15 protein-coding genes are annotated in these 15,967 nt (G+C 68.1%); 13 read left to right on the top strand and 2 right to left on the bottom strand.

Annotated elements, in window-relative coordinates:
• Positions 1–2 precede the first annotated feature (2 nt).
• On the bottom strand, positions 3–1,898 hold the full coding sequence (locus ACI3KU_RS03395; protein ID WP_404920880.1) for a BglG family transcription antiterminator: 1,896 nt from the start codon (positions 1,896–1,898) through the stop codon (positions 3–5).
• A 189-nt stretch (positions 1,899–2,087) separates the two neighbouring features.
• On the opposite strand from ACI3KU_RS03395, the gene ACI3KU_RS03390 reads away from it, so the two are divergent.
• The 12 genes from ACI3KU_RS03390 to ACI3KU_RS03335 all read left to right on the top strand — a co-directional run bounded on the left by ACI3KU_RS03390 (position 2,088) and on the right by ACI3KU_RS03335 (position 13,973).
• Complete coding sequence (locus tag ACI3KU_RS03390) at positions 2,088–2,399, top strand: PTS sugar transporter subunit IIB (protein ID WP_404920879.1); 312 nt, start codon at positions 2,088–2,090, stop codon at positions 2,397–2,399.
• Between the two features lie 32 nt (positions 2,400–2,431).
• Positions 2,432–2,713, top strand: a complete 282-nt coding sequence (locus tag ACI3KU_RS03385; RefSeq protein ID WP_404920878.1) for an HPr family phosphocarrier protein — start codon at positions 2,432–2,434, stop codon at positions 2,711–2,713.
• A 3-nt stretch (positions 2,714–2,716) separates the two neighbouring features.
• The gene (gene ptsP, locus ACI3KU_RS03380; protein ID WP_404920877.1) at positions 2,717–4,384 is read left to right on the top strand and encodes a phosphoenolpyruvate--protein phosphotransferase; all 1,668 of its coding nucleotides are present in this window, start codon (positions 2,717–2,719) and stop codon (positions 4,382–4,384) included.
• Positions 4,381–5,991, top strand: a complete 1,611-nt coding sequence (locus ACI3KU_RS03375; protein WP_404920876.1) for a PTS mannitol transporter subunit IICB — start codon at positions 4,381–4,383, stop codon at positions 5,989–5,991. The genes ptsP and ACI3KU_RS03375 overlap by 4 nt, the downstream gene beginning before the upstream one ends.
• Positions 5,992–6,081: 90 nt before the next feature.
• Complete coding sequence (locus ACI3KU_RS03370; protein WP_404920900.1) at positions 6,082–6,522, top strand: PTS sugar transporter subunit IIA; 441 nt, start codon at positions 6,082–6,084, stop codon at positions 6,520–6,522.
• Positions 6,519–7,682 (top strand): mannitol-1-phosphate 5-dehydrogenase, encoded by a 1,164-nt coding sequence (locus ACI3KU_RS03365; RefSeq protein ID WP_404920875.1) that lies wholly within the window; start codon positions 6,519–6,521, stop codon positions 7,680–7,682. The genes ACI3KU_RS03370 and ACI3KU_RS03365 overlap by 4 nt, the downstream gene beginning before the upstream one ends.
• Positions 7,683–7,797: 115 nt before the next feature.
• A complete protein-coding gene (locus ACI3KU_RS03360; RefSeq protein ID WP_404920874.1) occupies positions 7,798–8,523 on the top strand; it encodes a TSUP family transporter in 726 nt (241 codons plus the stop codon).
• A gap of 129 nt (positions 8,524–8,652) precedes the next feature.
• Positions 8,653–9,663, top strand: coding sequence for a hypothetical protein (locus ACI3KU_RS03355; RefSeq protein WP_404920873.1), 1,011 nt, complete (start codon positions 8,653–8,655; stop codon positions 9,661–9,663).
• A gap of 2 nt (positions 9,664–9,665) precedes the next feature.
• Entirely contained in the window at positions 9,666–10,475 is an 810-nt protein-coding gene (locus tag ACI3KU_RS03350) for a hypothetical protein (RefSeq protein ID WP_404920872.1), read from the top strand.
• 189 nt (positions 10,476–10,664) lie between these two features.
• Positions 10,665–12,017 carry a flavin-containing monooxygenase gene (locus ACI3KU_RS03345; protein ID WP_404920871.1) on the top strand — a complete coding sequence of 451 codons (1,353 nt, stop codon included), beginning with the start codon at positions 10,665–10,667 and terminating at the stop codon, positions 12,015–12,017.
• Positions 12,018–12,042: 25 nt separating this feature from the next.
• Positions 12,043–12,999 (top strand): bile acid:sodium symporter family protein, encoded by a 957-nt coding sequence (locus tag ACI3KU_RS03340; RefSeq protein WP_404920870.1) that lies wholly within the window; start codon positions 12,043–12,045, stop codon positions 12,997–12,999.
• Complete coding sequence (locus ACI3KU_RS03335) at positions 12,996–13,973, top strand: SDR family oxidoreductase (protein ID WP_404920869.1); 978 nt, start codon at positions 12,996–12,998, stop codon at positions 13,971–13,973. Before ACI3KU_RS03340 ends, ACI3KU_RS03335 begins: the two co-directional genes overlap by 4 nt.
• Here the strand turns inward: ACI3KU_RS03335 and ACI3KU_RS03330 are convergent.
• The gene (locus tag ACI3KU_RS03330; protein WP_404920868.1) at positions 13,880–14,911 is read right to left on the bottom strand and encodes a helix-turn-helix transcriptional regulator; all 1,032 of its coding nucleotides are present in this window, start codon (positions 14,909–14,911) and stop codon (positions 13,880–13,882) included. The genes ACI3KU_RS03335 and ACI3KU_RS03330 overlap by 94 nt on opposite strands.
• 62 nt (positions 14,912–14,973) lie before the next feature.
• Between ACI3KU_RS03330 and ACI3KU_RS03325 the strand changes: the two genes are divergently transcribed.
• Positions 14,974–15,930 (top strand): alpha/beta fold hydrolase, encoded by a 957-nt coding sequence (locus tag ACI3KU_RS03325; protein ID WP_404920867.1) that lies wholly within the window; start codon positions 14,974–14,976, stop codon positions 15,928–15,930.
• Positions 15,931–15,967 lie beyond the last annotated feature (37 nt).

Raw genomic sequence — 15,967 nt, 5'->3', positions numbered from 1 at the left:
CCTCAGCCGTCGATGAGAGCGGCCAGCTGCTCCAGGAAGGCAGGGAAATCCGTTCCTCGCCGCACCAGGCGCTGCACGGAGGCGGCGTCCGAGAACACCTCGACGAACTGCTCGAACACGGTCTGGAACGCCTCGCGATCCGTCTCGCTGAACGCGACCATGGCCACCACCTGCACCCGAGCATCGCCCCACGGCAGGGTGGATTCTGCGATCCCGATGGCGATCGCGGTCCGTGTAGCGGTCATCCCGATCGCGTGCGGGACCGCGAGCGTCTCGGTGAACGCGGTGGATGAGGTGCGCTCCCGCGCGACGGTGCTCTCGACGTAGTCCTCGTCGATCACGCCGTCGGCCACCAGCAGCGCGCCGAGCCGGCGGATCACACTCTCCTCATCGGCGCTCGCCTCGAGCCCGCGGACGAAGGCGGAGGGCACGAAGTAACGCGACAGCTCGGCACGGAACTGCGAGAGTCGGCGGGAGCGGCGGATCCGCGCGACCGCCGCCATCACGCGCTCGGCATCCACGTCGGTGAAGAACGGCGAGATCTGCACCACGTTGTCGGCGTTCTGACCCGCTTCCAGTGTGGTGAGCACGAGATCCGTGTCGAAGCCCCCGGCCGGTTCCGCGTCTGTGTGCACGTCGGTGATCATCAGCACCGAGCCGAGCGACTGCTCGATCCCGGTGCGCAGCAACTCGTGCATCTCGTAGTAGCCGGGACAGACGAGCGTGGCCGTCAGCCGGTTCTCCAGCGACCGCCGCCGCTCCCACTGACCACCGATGTGCATCGCGAGGTAGGCGACCTCATCGTCATGGACGGGAATCCCGAACCGCTCGTACAGCGCGCTCGCCAGCGCAACGGCGACGTCGAACAGCAGCGGATAGGACGCCTTCAACGTGCGGGTGAGAGGGTTGCGGCTCCACTCGCCACCGCTGGAGCGGCGGCGCAGGTTCTGCACGTGGGCGACGAGACGGGTGAGCACATCGTCTTCGAGTGCCGGCACTGCGAAGCGCTCCGTGACGGCATCCACGATGCGCCGCAGCTCCCCGGCGATCGCCGCATCGTCATCGGTGTCGTCGGAGGGCGAGCCGGACGCCACTGCACCGCGAACGCGCAGCAGCACGGTCAGCGCGTCCACTTCAGAGGCGGGGAGCGCCGCCCCGAGCACCTCGCGGGTGACCTCGTCCACGACTGCGCGCGCGGTCGGATCCACGGCCGCATCGCCGAGGGGTTCGATCACCGCACCTGCTGAGGAGCGCCAGGCAGCGAGCAGCCCCGCGAACGCGACGCCGCCGAGGGCGAACTCATTCACGAAGTATCCGCCGACGGTCAACTGCGCGCTGAGGCGAGCGCGCAGCACACGGGTGCGGTCGACGCTGCCGGTGCCGAGCAGCCCCTCCACCACCGCTTCGTCATAGCCGCCGGGGGTGTCGGCCAGCAGGAGCGAGCGCAGCGTCGCCCGCCGCGCGCTCTCCTCCCCCACGAATCCCACGATCGGACCGCGGCGCTCCCAGCGCAGACCTCGCTCCACCCCGCGCGCCCGAACCCAGGCCAGGTCGGCCTCGATCGTTCCCTCGCTGACGAAGTGCTCGTCCGCGAGCGCGTAGACATCGACGCCCTCGTCGGCCAGCACGATGGTGCGCCCGATGGCGTGGCGGCGCACGTCCGGCACGTTCTCATCCGCCGTGTCGCGGATCGCCGCGAGTCGATCGGGTCGGACGCGATAGCCCATCGCACCGGATTCGATGGCGTCTGCTCCGCCGACGCGCTCGTTCACCGCGGCCACATAAGAGCGGATGCTGCGGGTGGTGACCCCGAGGCGGTCGGCCAGATCTGCCGCCGTGCGCCAGGATCCGGAGCGCACGAGGAGGTCGACCAGCCGATCCTGTCGCTGCCTGGTCATCGCACCTCCTGAGCCTCGCATCGGGGTGAACGAGCACCCGCGCCGGGCGTCCTCGCTCCTGCCCGATGCTAGCCCGCGACACGCGCCCGACGGCCCTCGTCGGGCGGAAAGTATTTTCCTCGGGGGCGGAAACCACCCTGGTTGTGGCCGGTGCATGTGAGGACGACCATGAGATCAGGAGGTGGGTCGATGAGGATCCTGATCGTGTGCGGCGCGGGTGCTTCCAGCACCTTCGTGGCCAAGCGCTTGGAAAGAGCAGCCCGGGAGGGCGGATTCCCGCTGTCCGCTCGGGCCGGGAGCTGGGGGGCTTCCATCGCGAGCGATTCCGATCGTGCCGCTGCCGCGGATGCGGCTCTGGTCCTCATCGGCCCACACCTCTCGCACCTGATCGAGGAGGCGAGAGCGCAGCTCGCACCGGCCCGTGTTGAGGTGCTGCCGGAGGACTGCCTCCGAGACCTCACGGGCACCAAGACCCTCGCGCTCGTGCGCGATCTGACCTGATTTCCATTCGAACGACACCTCCGGAGGATCACATGACCACCATCACGCGCACCGTCACCGTCGGCTCCTCGCACGGCCTGCACGCACGCCCCGCGAAGCTGTTCGCGCAGGCGGCGAAGGAGCTGGGCCTGCCGATCACCATCCAGAAGGGCGAGGGCAAGGCCACCAACGCGGCCAGCATCCTCGGCGTCATCTCGCTCGGCGCTGAGCACGGCGACGAGGTCGTGCTCTCCACCGACGCAGAGGCGCCCGGTGCGGCCGAGGCGATCGACTCCCTCGCGGCGCTGCTCGCCAGCGACATCGACGCGGAGTGATCGATGGCTGAGTTGATCGGAGTGGGCATCGGCCTGGGTGTGGCCCAGGGACCGGTCGCCCGCATCGCCGATGCGCTGCCGGCACCAGAGAAGACGCCGTCAACGCAGGCTCCCGAGGCCGAAAAGACACGATTCCGCACCGCCGTGGACGTCGTCGCCCGCGAGCTGGAGAGCCGCGGCGCACGCGCCGGCGGCACCGCGCAGGACGTGCTGGAGGCACAGGCCATGATGGCCGAGGACCCCGAGCTCGCCGACCAGGTGGACGAGCGGATCGATGCCGGAAACACCGCCGAGTGGTCCGTGGTGGACGCGTTCGCGGCCTTCCGCGACCTCCTCACCGAAGCCGGCGGTTACCTGGGCGAGCGCGCGGCAGACCTCGACGATGTCGCCCAGCGCGTCCTCGCGCAGCTGCGCGGCGTGTCGGCTCCCGGCCTGCCGGAGCCCGGTCACCCGTACGTGCTCGTGGCCCGCGATCTCGCCCCCGCCGACACGGCGCTGCTGGACCTGGACCTCGTCCTCGCGGTCGTCACCAGTGACGGCGGCCCCACCTCGCACACCGCGATCCTGGCGCGCGAGAAGGGCATCACCGCCATCGTGGGAGTGACCGGTGCCGCATCGCTGGCCGACGGCGAGACGGTGATTGTCGATGCCGAGGCCGGCACCGTCATCACGTCGCCGACGAACGCCGAGCTGGCGGCAGCAGCCGCAAAGACCGAGGCACGTCGCGCCGCGGCGACGGCTCCGCTCAGCGCCGGAGCGCTCGCTGATGGCACGGCGGTGCCGCTGCTGGCCAATCTGGGTTCTCCCGCCGGTACGGCCGAGGCCATCGCCAAGGGGGCGGAGGGTGTGGGCCTGTTCCGCACCGAGTTCCTGTTCCTCTCCGCGGACACCGCGCCGTCGGTCGCCGAACAGCAGGCCTCCTACACACAGCTGCTGGAGGCGTTCCCCGGCCGCAAGGTCGTGGTGCGCGCGCTGGATGCCGGTGCCGACAAGCCCCTGTCCTTCCTCAATGACAGCCCAGAGGAGAACCCCGCTCTCGGCGTCCGCGGCATCCGCGCCCTGCGCGCGAGCGAGCAGATCCTCCGCGACCAGCTCACCGCCCTCGCCGCAGCGGACGCGGTGACCGAGGCCGACCTCTGGGTCATGGCCCCGATGGTGGCCACCGTCGAGGAGACGGAGTACTTCACCGCGATCGTCCACGAGCACGGTCTGAAGACGGCCGGCGTGATGATCGAGACCCCGGCAGCGGCCCTCATCGCCGATCGGGTGCTCGCTCGCACGGAGTTCGCCTCCATCGGCACCAACGACCTGACGCAGTACACGATGGCAGCCGACCGGCTGCTGGGTGCTGTCGCAGATCTGCAGAGCCCGTGGCACCCCGCTGTGCTGAGTCTCATCGCCTCGGTGGGCGCCGCGGGTGCCGAACTCGGCAAGCCCGTGGGCATCTGCGGCGAGGCCGCCGCCGACCCGCTGCTCGCCGTGGTCCTGGTGGGCCTCGGAGCCACCAGCCTCTCGATGGCGCCGTCGGCCCTCGCCGATGTCCGCGCCTCTCTCATCCGACACACGCTGGACGATGCGCGCCGCATCGCCGCAGCAGCACTGGCCGCATCTGATGCGGCCGGCGCACGAGCGGCGGCACGAGCCGCAGCAGAAAAGGAGAATCAGTCATGACGACGGCGTCACCGACCCAGAGCCGAGGAGGAACCCGCGTCGCCGTACAGCGATTCGGCACGTTCCTCTCCGGCATGATCATGCCCAACATCGCGGCGTTCATCGCGTGGGGCCTCATCACCACCCTGTTCATCGCCACCGGCTGGCTCGGCGGCTGGCATCCCGTCGCCGACATCTTCGGCGGATTCGGCGACCAGTCGCTGATCGGCTGGATGGGCTCGCGCACCCAGCTCGCGGTCGGCGAGGACGGCAACACCTTCCAGCAGTACGTGGGCCTCGTCGGTCCGATGATCACCTATCTGCTCCCGCTGCTCATCGCGAACACCGCGGGCCGCATGGTCTACGGCGAGCGTGGCGGCGTGGTGGCCACCATCGCCACCATGGGCGTCATCGTGGGCACCGACATCCCGATGTTCCTCGGCGCGATGGTGATGGGTCCGTTCGCGGGCTGGCTCACCAAGCGCATGGACCGGCTCTGGGAGGGCAAGATCCGGCCCGGCTTCGAGATGCTTGTCAACAACTACTCGGCGGGCATCCTCGGCTTCTTCCTCGCACTGCTGGGCTTCTTCGGCTTCGGCCCGATCATGCAGCTCATCAGCAACACGCTGGGTGCGGTGGTCAAGTGGATGGTGGAGCTCGGCATCCTGCCGCTGCTGTCGATCATCGTGGAGCCGGCCAAGGTGCTGTTCCTCAACAACGCCATCAATCACGGTGTGTTCACGCCGCTGGCCACCCAGCAGGTCATCGAGCAGGGCAAGTCCTACCTGTACCTGATCGAGGCGAACCCCGGTCCGGGTCTGGGCGTCCTGCTGGCGTTCACGTTCTTCGGCATCGGTGCGGCGAAGGCATCGGCTCCTGGCGCCATCATCATCCAGTTCTTCGGCGGCATCCACGAGATCTACTTCCCGTACGTGCTCATGAAGCCCATGGTGATCCTCGCCGCGATCGCCGGTGGCGCGACGGGTGTCGCAACGAACGTGCTGTTCAACTCCGGCCTGGTGGCTCCCGCCGCTCCGGGGTCCATCTTCGCGGTCCTTGCCGCCACGTCGAAGGACAGCTACCTGGGCGTGATCCTCTCGGTGCTGCTCGCAGCCACCGTCTCGTTCGTCATCGCCGCGATCATCCTGCGGGCCAGCCGCAAGAAGGATCTCGCGACGGAGAACGCCGGTGACCTGGCAGCCGCCGTCGCGCAGACCGAGGCGAACAAGGGCAAGGGCTCGTCCGTGCTCGGCGGCCTCGCGGCCTCCAACGCGGCGGGCGAAGTCGCCCAGACGCAGGCGGCCACGGCTGCCGGTGCCGTCGACGAGCGCGAACTGAAGAACATCGTGTTCGCGTGCGATGCCGGCATGGGCTCTTCCGCCATGGGAGCGAGCGTGCTGCGCAACAAGTTCAAGAAGGCAGGCGTCGAGGGTGTGACGGTGACCAACAAGGCCATCGCGAACCTCGACGGCACCGAGGATCTCATCGTCACGCAGGCGCAGCTCACCCAGCGCGCCACGGACAAGAACCCGAACGCCGTGCATGTCTCCGTCGACAACTTCATGAACTCGCCGAGATACGACGAGGTCGTGGACCGCGTTCGCAGACAGCAGGAGGATGCTTCCTAAGCATCATCTCCGGGAGCGGTCCGAGACCGTCGGACCGCTCCCTCCCCGCACCAGAACACACCGTAGAAACACCCCGTGGAAGGGAACACAATGTCCCAGTCGATCCTCCGTCTCGAATCCGTCCGCATCCACGCAAACGGCACAACGCAGGAGGCCGCGATGAAAGAGGCCGCCGACCTCCTCGTCGCGGCGGGCGCGGTCACCGATGGCTATTTCGCCGCGATGCAGCTGCGCGAGGCGACAGTCTCCACCTACATGGGCAACGAGCTCGCCATCCCGCACGGCACCAACGAGACCAAGGACACCATCCTGGAGTCCGGCCTCTCGCTGGTGCGCTATGACGACGGCGTGGACTGGGGCGGAGAGCCCGTCAGCTTCGTCGTGGGCATCGCGGGCAAGGGCGATGAGCACCTGGAGATCCTCGGTCGCATCGCCATCCTGTTCTCCGACGAGGACGATCTGGCACGACTGAAGGCGGCGGCCACGCCCGAGGAGCTGTTCGACCTGGTCGCCACGGTGAACGAGGCATGAGCGCGCCCATCGCCGTCCATTTCGGTGCCGGAAACATCGGGCGCGGTTTCGTCGGGTGGCTGTTGCACGATGGCGGCTACGAACTGGTGTTCAGCGACGTGGCCACGGCCCTCGTCGACGCGATCAACGCCGCCGACGAGTACACGGTGCACGAGGCGGGTCCGGGCGGCGTCGATCGCGTGGTCACCGGATTCCGCGCCATCGACAGCGCCAGCAACCCATCGGAGCTTGCGCGTGAGATCGCCGCAGCGGCGATCGTCACGACCGCCGTCGGCCCCACGGTGCTGAAGTTCGTGGCGGCCAACATCCTCGACGGCCTGCGCCAGCGCGATGAGAGCGCCGCACCGCTGCAGGTCATGGCCTGCGAGAACGCGATCGGCGCCACCGACACGCTGCGCGAGGCGATCGTGGAGCGGGCGGGCGCGGAGTGGCGGGAGCTGTCGCACCGCGCGGTGTTCGCGAACACCGCGGTGGATCGGATCGTGCCCGCCCAGGCTCCGGGCGAGGGCATCGATGTGACCGTCGAGCCGTTCTTCGAGTGGGCCATCGAGCGACGTCCGTTCGGTGACGATCTGCCGAACATCCCGGGTGCGCACTTCGTCGACGATCTCGCGCCCTACATCGAGCGCAAGCTGTTCACGGTGAACACGGGTCATGCCGCCACCGCCTACCTCGGTGCCGTCGCGGGCGCGGAGAGCATCGCCGATGCGCTGGCGATCACGACGGTCGAGGACGGGGTCGCCCGCGCGCTTGAGGAGACGTCCGCGGTGCTGGAGGCCAAGCACGCGCTCTCCGCCGAGAGCCTCGCCGAGTATCGGGCGACGATCCTGAACCGATTCCGCAACCCCATGCTGCCCGACACGGTGTGGCGCGTCGGGCGTCAGCCGCTGCGCAAGCTCAGCCGTCACGAGCGCTTCATCGGTCCTGCCGCCGAAGCTGCCGAGCGCGGGCTGTCCACCGCCGCGCTGCTCGGCGCGGTGAGCGCGGCCCTGGAGTTCTCCGATGCCGCCGACGAGCAGGCGGTGCAGTTGCAGGAGCTGCTGCGTGGCTCCGCCGATGCCCCCGCTCTCACCCGCGAGATCACGGGTCTGGATCCCGAGCACCCACTGTTCGACGACGTCGCCGCCGTGATCGCCACCCGCCTCACCGCAACCCACTGACCCGCAACCCACTGACCGCGAGACTTCAGTCTGTGGGCGACAATTGCCGCATTGCGGTGATTCTCGCCCACAGACGGAAGTCTCGCGGTTGATGGGGTCGCATAGAGTGGCGGACGTGCTGACCCCGCTCCTGCTCGCGTGCGCCGCGATCGTCGCCGCCATCATCCAGCGGATCACCGGGCTCGGGTTCGTGCTCGTGCTCACCGGGCCGGTCATCCTGATCTACGGGGCATACACCGGCACGGCGATGAGCGTGTTCCTCGCCCTCGTCGCCTCGCTTGCCGCTCTCCCCCTGGTGTGGAGGCAGATCGTGTGGCGGCGGGTGCTCTGGCTGCTGCTGCCCGCCGCGATCATCGCGCCGCTCGCGGCCTGGGCGGTGCGACTCCTGCCCGAACCGGCGATGCTGCTCCTGATCGCCGCCCTTGCCGCCTTCGCTCTCACCGCGAGCCGCATCCCGGGCTTCTCCCGGCTGTACCACGGCCGCTCAGGCACCATCACAGCCGGAGCCTCCGCCGGAGCGCTGCATGTCGCGAGCGGCATGTCCGGACCGGTGCTCGGCGCCTACGCTGTGGCGACTGGATGGGAGCAGCGCTCCTTCGCCGCCAGCGTCCAGGCGGTGTTCGTGGGGCTGAGCGCACTAGCCGTGCTGTTTCGTGGCATACCACCGGTGCCGACCATCGATCTCGTGTGGGGCGGGATCGCCACCGCCGCCGGCATCGTGGTCGGATCTCTCCTGGTGCGATTCGTCCCTGCGCGAATCGCGCGACAGGGTATGCTCGGCTTCGCCTGGCTCGGCACAATCGTCGTGTTCGTGCGGGGCATCGTCGCCCTCGTTTCCTGAGCGAGCGCGGCACACCTGCGGCCGTCATCTGCGTCAGAACTCACGTGAAAGTTGCCGACCTTGACCGAATTTGTTTCCTAAATTAGCCTGTTTCCCATGTCGAGAAACGCGCCAATTGGAGAAACACTCGTGACCACGGTGACCCACACCGTCGAGCGCCTCCTGCCCGCAGGATGGAGTCTGACGACGGACCCCGGACTGGCGGACGCGCGCGCAGACGTACTACTGACCATCACCAGTCCCTCGGGCGAAAGAGCAAGGTTCGCGATGGAGATGAAGCTCTCCGGCGGCTCGGTGAGTGCCGTCATGGCGCAGCTGCGAGAGCGGCGAGGTGGAACCCTGCCGCTAGTGTACGTGTCAAGCTATCTCGGCCCTTCTCTGCGCGAAGCGCTCGATGCTGAGAACATCAGCTACGCCGATGGCACCGGGTGGCTTCGTCTCGTGTCCGAATCACCGCTCGTGCTTCTCACCGGTCGCGGAGCTGATCGGGCACCTCAGCCTACGGCTCCCGCCTCGATCACCCGGCTGAATGGGATCGCCGCCAGCCGCATCATACGCACCCTCGCTGTCAGTGATATTCCGATCGGGGTCCGCGACCTCGCGATGGCTGCCCGAGTGTCGCCCGGCTCGGTGTCCAAACTGCTTCCCACGCTGACCGCAGAGGGCATCATCGACCGCCCCACACGAACTGCGATCATCGCGGTTCGTCGGCGCGCGCTCATTGTCCGATGGACACAGGACTACGCGTTCGCCAAGACCAATCCGTTCGTCGGCTCCTATCTGGCACCGCGCGGCATCGAACGCACGCTTTCTCGTCTCGGCGAGACGACCAGTCCGGTTACGCTCACTGGCTCGGCCGCTGCGCACAAGCTCCTGCCAGACCGGTCGACCTCCATCGTGCCCCTGCGTCTGGCATCGATGTACAGCGCGGATCCCGCCGCGCTCGCCAGGGAACTCACACTCGTACCGGCAGATCGCGCGACCGCCAACGTCATGGTCGCCGTCCCTCAGGACGCCGGAATCCTCGACAGCGACATTGCGCCCATGCCCCTGGTCCTCGCCGATCTCCTCACGTTGCCGGGACGCGGAGATGCGGAGGCCACCCAGCTCATGGACTCGCTCCCCGGTTGGGAGAGCTGACGATGATGGCCCCGGAGTACGTCGCCGCCCGGCGAGTGCTTCTCGACGCCCTCACAGCGCTGGAGCCCCATCTGGACAGCCTCGTGCTGGTCGGTGCCCAGGCGGTCTATCACCATACGGGAGACGCGGACTTCATCGTCCCGCTGCTGACCACCGATGCGGATCTCGCCGTCGATGCCGCTCTCCTGGATGATGCCCCGGAGGTCGGCAGTCTCCTGCGGGCTGCAGGTTTCACACCCGGCCCCAACCCCGGTCATTGGGTGGATGCCACGGACATCGCCGTCGACATCATGGTGGTCCCCCACCAGTCCGGCACCATGCGACCCAGCGCACGCGGTGCTCGCTTGCCCCCGCATGAGAAGCTAACCGCACGCATTGCTCCGGGTCTCGAAGCCGCCCTCGTCGACAACACCACAGTGGCCATCGCGGCGCTCGATCCCCAGGATCTCCGCCGATTTGACTTGCGAGTCGCGGGCCCGGCGGCGTTGTTGACGGCCAAGGCCATAAAGATCGGCGAACGCCTCGGTCAGGCTGAGCGGCAGCCGGATCGGCTGAAGGAGAAGGACGCCCTCGACGCGTTCCGCATCTTTCAGGCCGTCGAAACCGCCGCACTTGTCGCGGGGTTCGCCCTCCATCGCATCGACAGCTATGCCCACGATGCCTCCGCGCAGGCGATCGAGCTGTACCACGAGCACGCTTCTACACCCGAAGGACACATCGCGCAGCTCGCTGCTCGCGCGGCCGGCGGAGACCCCGTGATCGCCGCCTCGTTCGCCGTCCTCGTCCAGGGACTTCTCCACACGCTCGCCTAACCGGGTCGGATCCCTCCTGGTGCGATTCGTCCCTGCGCGAATCGCGCGACAGGGTATGCTCGGCTTCGCCTGGCTCGGCACAATCGTCGTGTTCGTGCGAGGCATCGTCGCCCTCGTTTCCTGAGCGAGCGCGGCACACCCGAAACAGACCACCCGGTCACATCCGCAACGAAGACGTACGGAGTACCCGTGGAACGATCCACGTATGCCATCATCGGCGCAGGTCCCAGCGGCTTGGCCGCGGCCCGGGCCCTGCAGGTCGCCGGCCTCCCCTTCGAGGGCTACGAATCCTCCTCTGGTGTGGGAGGGCTCTGGGACATCGACAACCCGCGATCGACGATGTACGAGTCCGCGCACCTGATCTCCTCGCGCACCACCACGCAGTTCCGCGAGTTCCCGCTCCCCGACACCGCCGACTACCCGGGACACCGCGTGATGCGGCAGTACTTCCAGGACTACGCCGACACGTTCGCGCTGACGCCGCAGTTCCACTTCGACACCATGGTGGTGTCGGTCCGCAAGGACGCGTCCGGCTGGCTGGTGGTCTCGGAGGGGCCGGACGGCACCACCGAGCGGCGCCACGCCGGCGTGATCCTCGCGAACGGCACCCTCGCGCACCCCAACATCCCGACGTTCACCGGTGAGTTCAGCGGCGAACTGATGCACACCAGCCAGTACAAGAGCGCCAGCCAGCTCGACGGAAAACGCGTGCTGATCATCGGCGCCGGAAACTCCGGGTGCGATATCGCCGTCGACGCGGTGCATCACGCGGCCTCCGTCGACATGAGCGTGCGTCGCGGCTACTACTTCGTCCCCCGCTATCTGTTCGGGCGCCCGTCAGACACCCTGAATCAGGGGCGACCGCTGCCCGCGCCGATCAAGCAGTTCATCGACAAGCGCGTGCTGCAGGCCTTCACCGGCGACCCGGTGCGCTTCGGATTCCCGAAACCGGACTACAAGATCTACGAATCGCACCCGATCGTCAACACGCTGATCCTGAACCATCTCGGCCAGGGCGATCTGCGCATCCGTCCCGATATCGATCGATTCGACGGCCACACGGTCCGGTTCCGCGATGGCTCGTCGGATGACTACGACCTGGTCCTCCTCGCCACCGGCTACACGTTGGACTACCCGTTCGTCGATCGCGAGGCGCTGCACTGGCGCGGCGCCTCGCCCGATCTGTTCCTCAACATCTTCCCGTCCGACTTCTCGGGCCTCTACGTCATGGGCATGATCGAGGCGTCCGGCATCGGCTGGCAGGGCCGCTACGAGCAGGCCGAGCTGATCGCCGCGTACCTGCGCGCGACGCACGTGCATCCCGCACGCGCCGCCGACTTCCGGCACCGCGTGAACGAAGAACGCTGGCCCGACACCACGGGCGGCTACAAGTACCTGGGCCTGGAGCGCATGTCGTACTACGTGAACAAGGACGCCTACCGCGCCGCCGTGCGCGACGCGGTAGACTCGCTCGTCGTGGCCCATGCCCCCGGGACTCAGAAGCGACGCTCAATCCGCCGTCGGAAGGCGGTCGCGAGATGAGCATTCTGCGGAAGGCGGGTGCGGCATGAATCCCGACGTCATCGATGCGATCCAGGTGACGCCCGGATCGCTGCTCGCCCTCAACGTCGTGCTGGGCCTCATCATGCTCGGCATCGCGCTGGACACCGCACCCAGCGATTTCCGGGTGGTCCTCAAGCACCCCAAGCCGTTCATCATCGCGATCCTCGCCCAGCTCCTCCTGCTGCCCGTGGTGACGTTCGGGCTCACGTTCGTGCTTCCGGTGACGAACTCCATGGCTCTCGGAATGATCCTCGTGGCCTGCTGCCCTCCCGGCAACATCTCGCAGGTGCTCACACATCGATCCGGCGGCAACGTCGCGCTGTCGGTATCGATGACCGCCGTCGGCAACGTGCTCTACATCTTCGCGATGCCGCTCTCGATCGCGTTCTGGGGCTCGCTGAACCCACGCACCCGCGGCATCCTCGAGGCCGTCACGCTGAACCCCTGGCAGATGCTGCTGGAGATCCTGCTCATCGTGGGTGTGCCCTTCGGTCTCGGCCTGCTGTTGCGCGCGAAGCTGCCCGGCTTCGCCAAGCGAGCACACCCCATCGTGCACTGGTTCAGTCTCATCGCACTCGTCGCTTTCATCGCCGTGGCGCTGATCGGAAACTGGGCGATCTTCGTGTCCGTGCTCGGGCTGCTGGTGATCGTGGTCACCGTGCATGATGCGGTGGCGCTCGGACTCGGCTACGGCACCGCCGTGCTGGGTGGGCTCGGCACCCGCGAGCGCAAGGCGATGACGTTCGAGGTGGGCATCCGCAACGCGGGCCTCGGTCTCGGGCTGGTGTTCACGTTCTTCGGCGGCCTCGGCGGTATGGCGATCGTGGCGGGATGGTGGGGAATCTGGGACATCATCGCCGGCCTCATCGTGTCGTCGCTGTGGGCCTGGCGTACGAGGGTGCGCACGGGTTCGCCGCGGGGAGACGCGTCCGGACGCAGCATCGCGGAGCCGGAATCATGACCGGCACGCGCGTGCTCGTGACGGGCGGCAGCGGATTCCTCGGCTCACATGTCGTGTCCGCTCTGCGCGCGCGGGAGGATGTCGACGTCGTCGTGTCCGCCGATGTCGCTGCCCGCACACCCGCGCGCGACGGGGTCATCGAAGCCATCTGCGACGTCACCGATCCGCAGGCGCTCGAACCCCTGCTGCGCGAGCATGACATCGACGTGGTGGTGCACCTCGCAGCGATCGTGAACCCCGGCGGCGATGTCGCCATCGAGTATCGGGTGGACGTGGAGGGCTCCCGCAACGTGCTGAATGCCTGCATCGCGGCGGGCGTGCGGCGCCTTGTCGTGTCCAGCTCCGGTGCCGCCTACGGATATCACGCCGACAATCCCGCCTGGCTGCGCGAGACGGACGCGATCCGCGGCAACGACGAGTTCAGCTACTCGCGGCACAAGCGCCTCGTCGAGGAGATGCTCGCCGGTGCGCGCGGCGAGCATCCGGAACTGGAGCAGGTGATCTTCCGCATCGGGACGATCCTCGGACCGACGGTGCGCAACCAGATCACCGCGATGTGGGACGGCAAGCGCATCCTCCGCATCGCCGGCGCCGACTCCCCCTTCGTGTTCGTCTGGGTCGATGATGTGGCCGGCGCGATGGCGCGAGCGGCGACCGACGGACCCGCCGGGATCTACAACGTGGCCGGCGACGGTGCGCTCACCGTGCCCGAGCTGGCCCGCCGACTCGGGAAGCCGCTTCTCACGATTCCCGCGCCGGTCCTCGGTCTCGGCCTGCGCATCGGCCGGGCACTGAAACTGGTGCCGTGGGGACCGGAGCAGGTGCGCTTCCTGCGGTACCGCCCTGTGCTCGCCAACGACGCACTGAAGCGAGAATTCGGCTACACCCCGTCGAAGACATCGTCCGAGGCGTTCGACGCGTACCTCGCCACGCATCCCGGCGTCGCCCGCCGCACGCCCTCGTCCGAACCATAGCGCTCCCCCAGCGCCGCGCCGATCTTCGCGAGGTGCTCCCGAACCCCTGGCGGGCTGGCGATGTCGAGCCACTCCACGAGTCCGGCCAGATGCCCGGCGAGTCCGTACTCGCTGGGTCCGTGGATCGTGACAGCGACCCGGCCAGCGGCATCGACCGCGCCGAGGCTGAGGTTGTCCCCCAGTGCGGTGCGCAGAAAGTCGATACCCTCCTTCGCGCACGTCCCGCGCACCTCCACCGGCGCCTTCCAGCGTTGGGCGTCCTCGGTGACCTGGCGCCAGCTGTCGGTGAGGTCGAAGTCCGCGGGGCGAACGACGGGATCGGCGGTCGCGGTGGCCGCGGTGACCCTGTCGATGCGGAAGGTCCGCTGTCCGACGTCGGTCCCTGCGATCAGGTACCAGGACGCGCCGGTCGACACGATCCCCAGCGGATGCACGAGGCGCTTGCTTTCGTGGCCGGCCGCATTGACATAGCCGAGCCTCACCTGGACGCGCTGGATCACGGCGTTCTGCAAGAGGTCCACGAAGCGCGGTGGGCGGTTCTCGACGTGTCCCGCACCGCGTCGCCAGGAGTCGAGGACAAGCGATGACGCGGCCGCCTCCGCGTGATCACGAAAACCCTCCGGCAGAGCGCGGACCAGCTTGCGAAGCGCCGCCTTGACCTCGGGCGTCGTCGCCGCGGCCGGCCCCGCCACCACGAACAGCGCCTGCGCTTCCTGCGCGGTGAGGCCCGACAGATCGATGCGGGCACCGCCCAGCAGGCGCCACCCCCCGCCGCGACCCTGGACCGAGTACACCGGGATCCCTGCCATGCCGAGGGCATCGAGATCCCGCCGCGCGGTGCGCTCGGAGATCTCCAGCTCCGCGGCGACTTCCGCGGCGGTGACCTGCTCGCGTCGCTGCAGCATGAGGAGGATGGCCACCAACCGATCGGATCGCATATCCTCATTCTCGCTTCTTAACCGGTCACACTGTGGCCTATTTAGCTCCCTAGCGTGGAATCATGAACTCTGAATCACTGACGTCCTTTCCCGAGCCCACGATCATCGCCGTCAACGGCGTCGAGTTGGAGGTGTTCGAGGCGGGTCAGCACAATGCCGGGCGGCCCATCGTGCTGTGCCATGGCTTCCCCGATCTGGCCTACACGTGGCGAAACCAGGTGCCGGCTCTCGTCGCGGCCGGCTATCACGTGATCGCCCCCAACCAGCGCGGCTACGGCAACTCCTCACGTCCCGAGGAGGTCGTCGCCTACGACATCGAGCACCTCACCGGGGATCTCGTGGCTCTCCTGGATCACTACGGCTACGACGACGCCACCTTCATCGGTCACGACTGGGGCGCCTTCGTGGTGTGGAGCCTCACGGTGCTGCACCCGCAGCGGGTCAACCGCGTGATCGCGCTCAGCATGCCCTACCTCGCGCGCGGCGAGATGCCGTGGCTGGACTTCATGGAGGCGGTGCTCGGCAGCGAGTACTACTTCGTCCACTTCAACAAGCAGCCCGGTGTCGCCGCCGCCGTGTTCGATGCGGACCCGGCTCGATTCCTCACCAATCTGTATCGCCGGAATGCGCCTCTCCTGCCGCCGGAGCCGGGGATGGAGCTGATCAGGATCGCCCAGACCGACGCTCCGCTCGGTGAGCCGCTGCTGACGGAGAGCGACCTGGGCGTCTACATCGCCGCGTTCGCGACCTCCGGGTTCACCGGCGGGATCAACTGGTATCGCAACCTGAATCGCGACTGGGATCAGCTCGCAGAAGCCGACCCGATCATCCACCAGCCCGCGCTGATGATCTATGGCGACCGCGACACCGTCATGCGAGCCGAGGGTCTCGCCTCCCTTGTCCCCCGCGTCACGGAGACCAGCCTCGACACCGGCCACTGGGTTCACCAGGAGCGCCCCGAAGAGGCGAACCGGAAGATCCTGGCGTGGTTGGCGAGCCAGGACGCCAGCGCGTTCTGAAGATGCATGGGTGACCGCACAGCGGTGCGGTCACCCA

It is taken from the genome of Microbacterium sp. ZW T5_56 (genome assembly GCF_044987425.1).
In the GTDB taxonomy this organism is placed as follows: Bacteria; Actinomycetota; Actinomycetes; order Actinomycetales; family Microbacteriaceae; genus Microbacterium.
The sequence above is the reverse complement of the archived record's forward strand: the minus strand, read 5'-3'. Positions and strand labels throughout refer to the sequence as shown.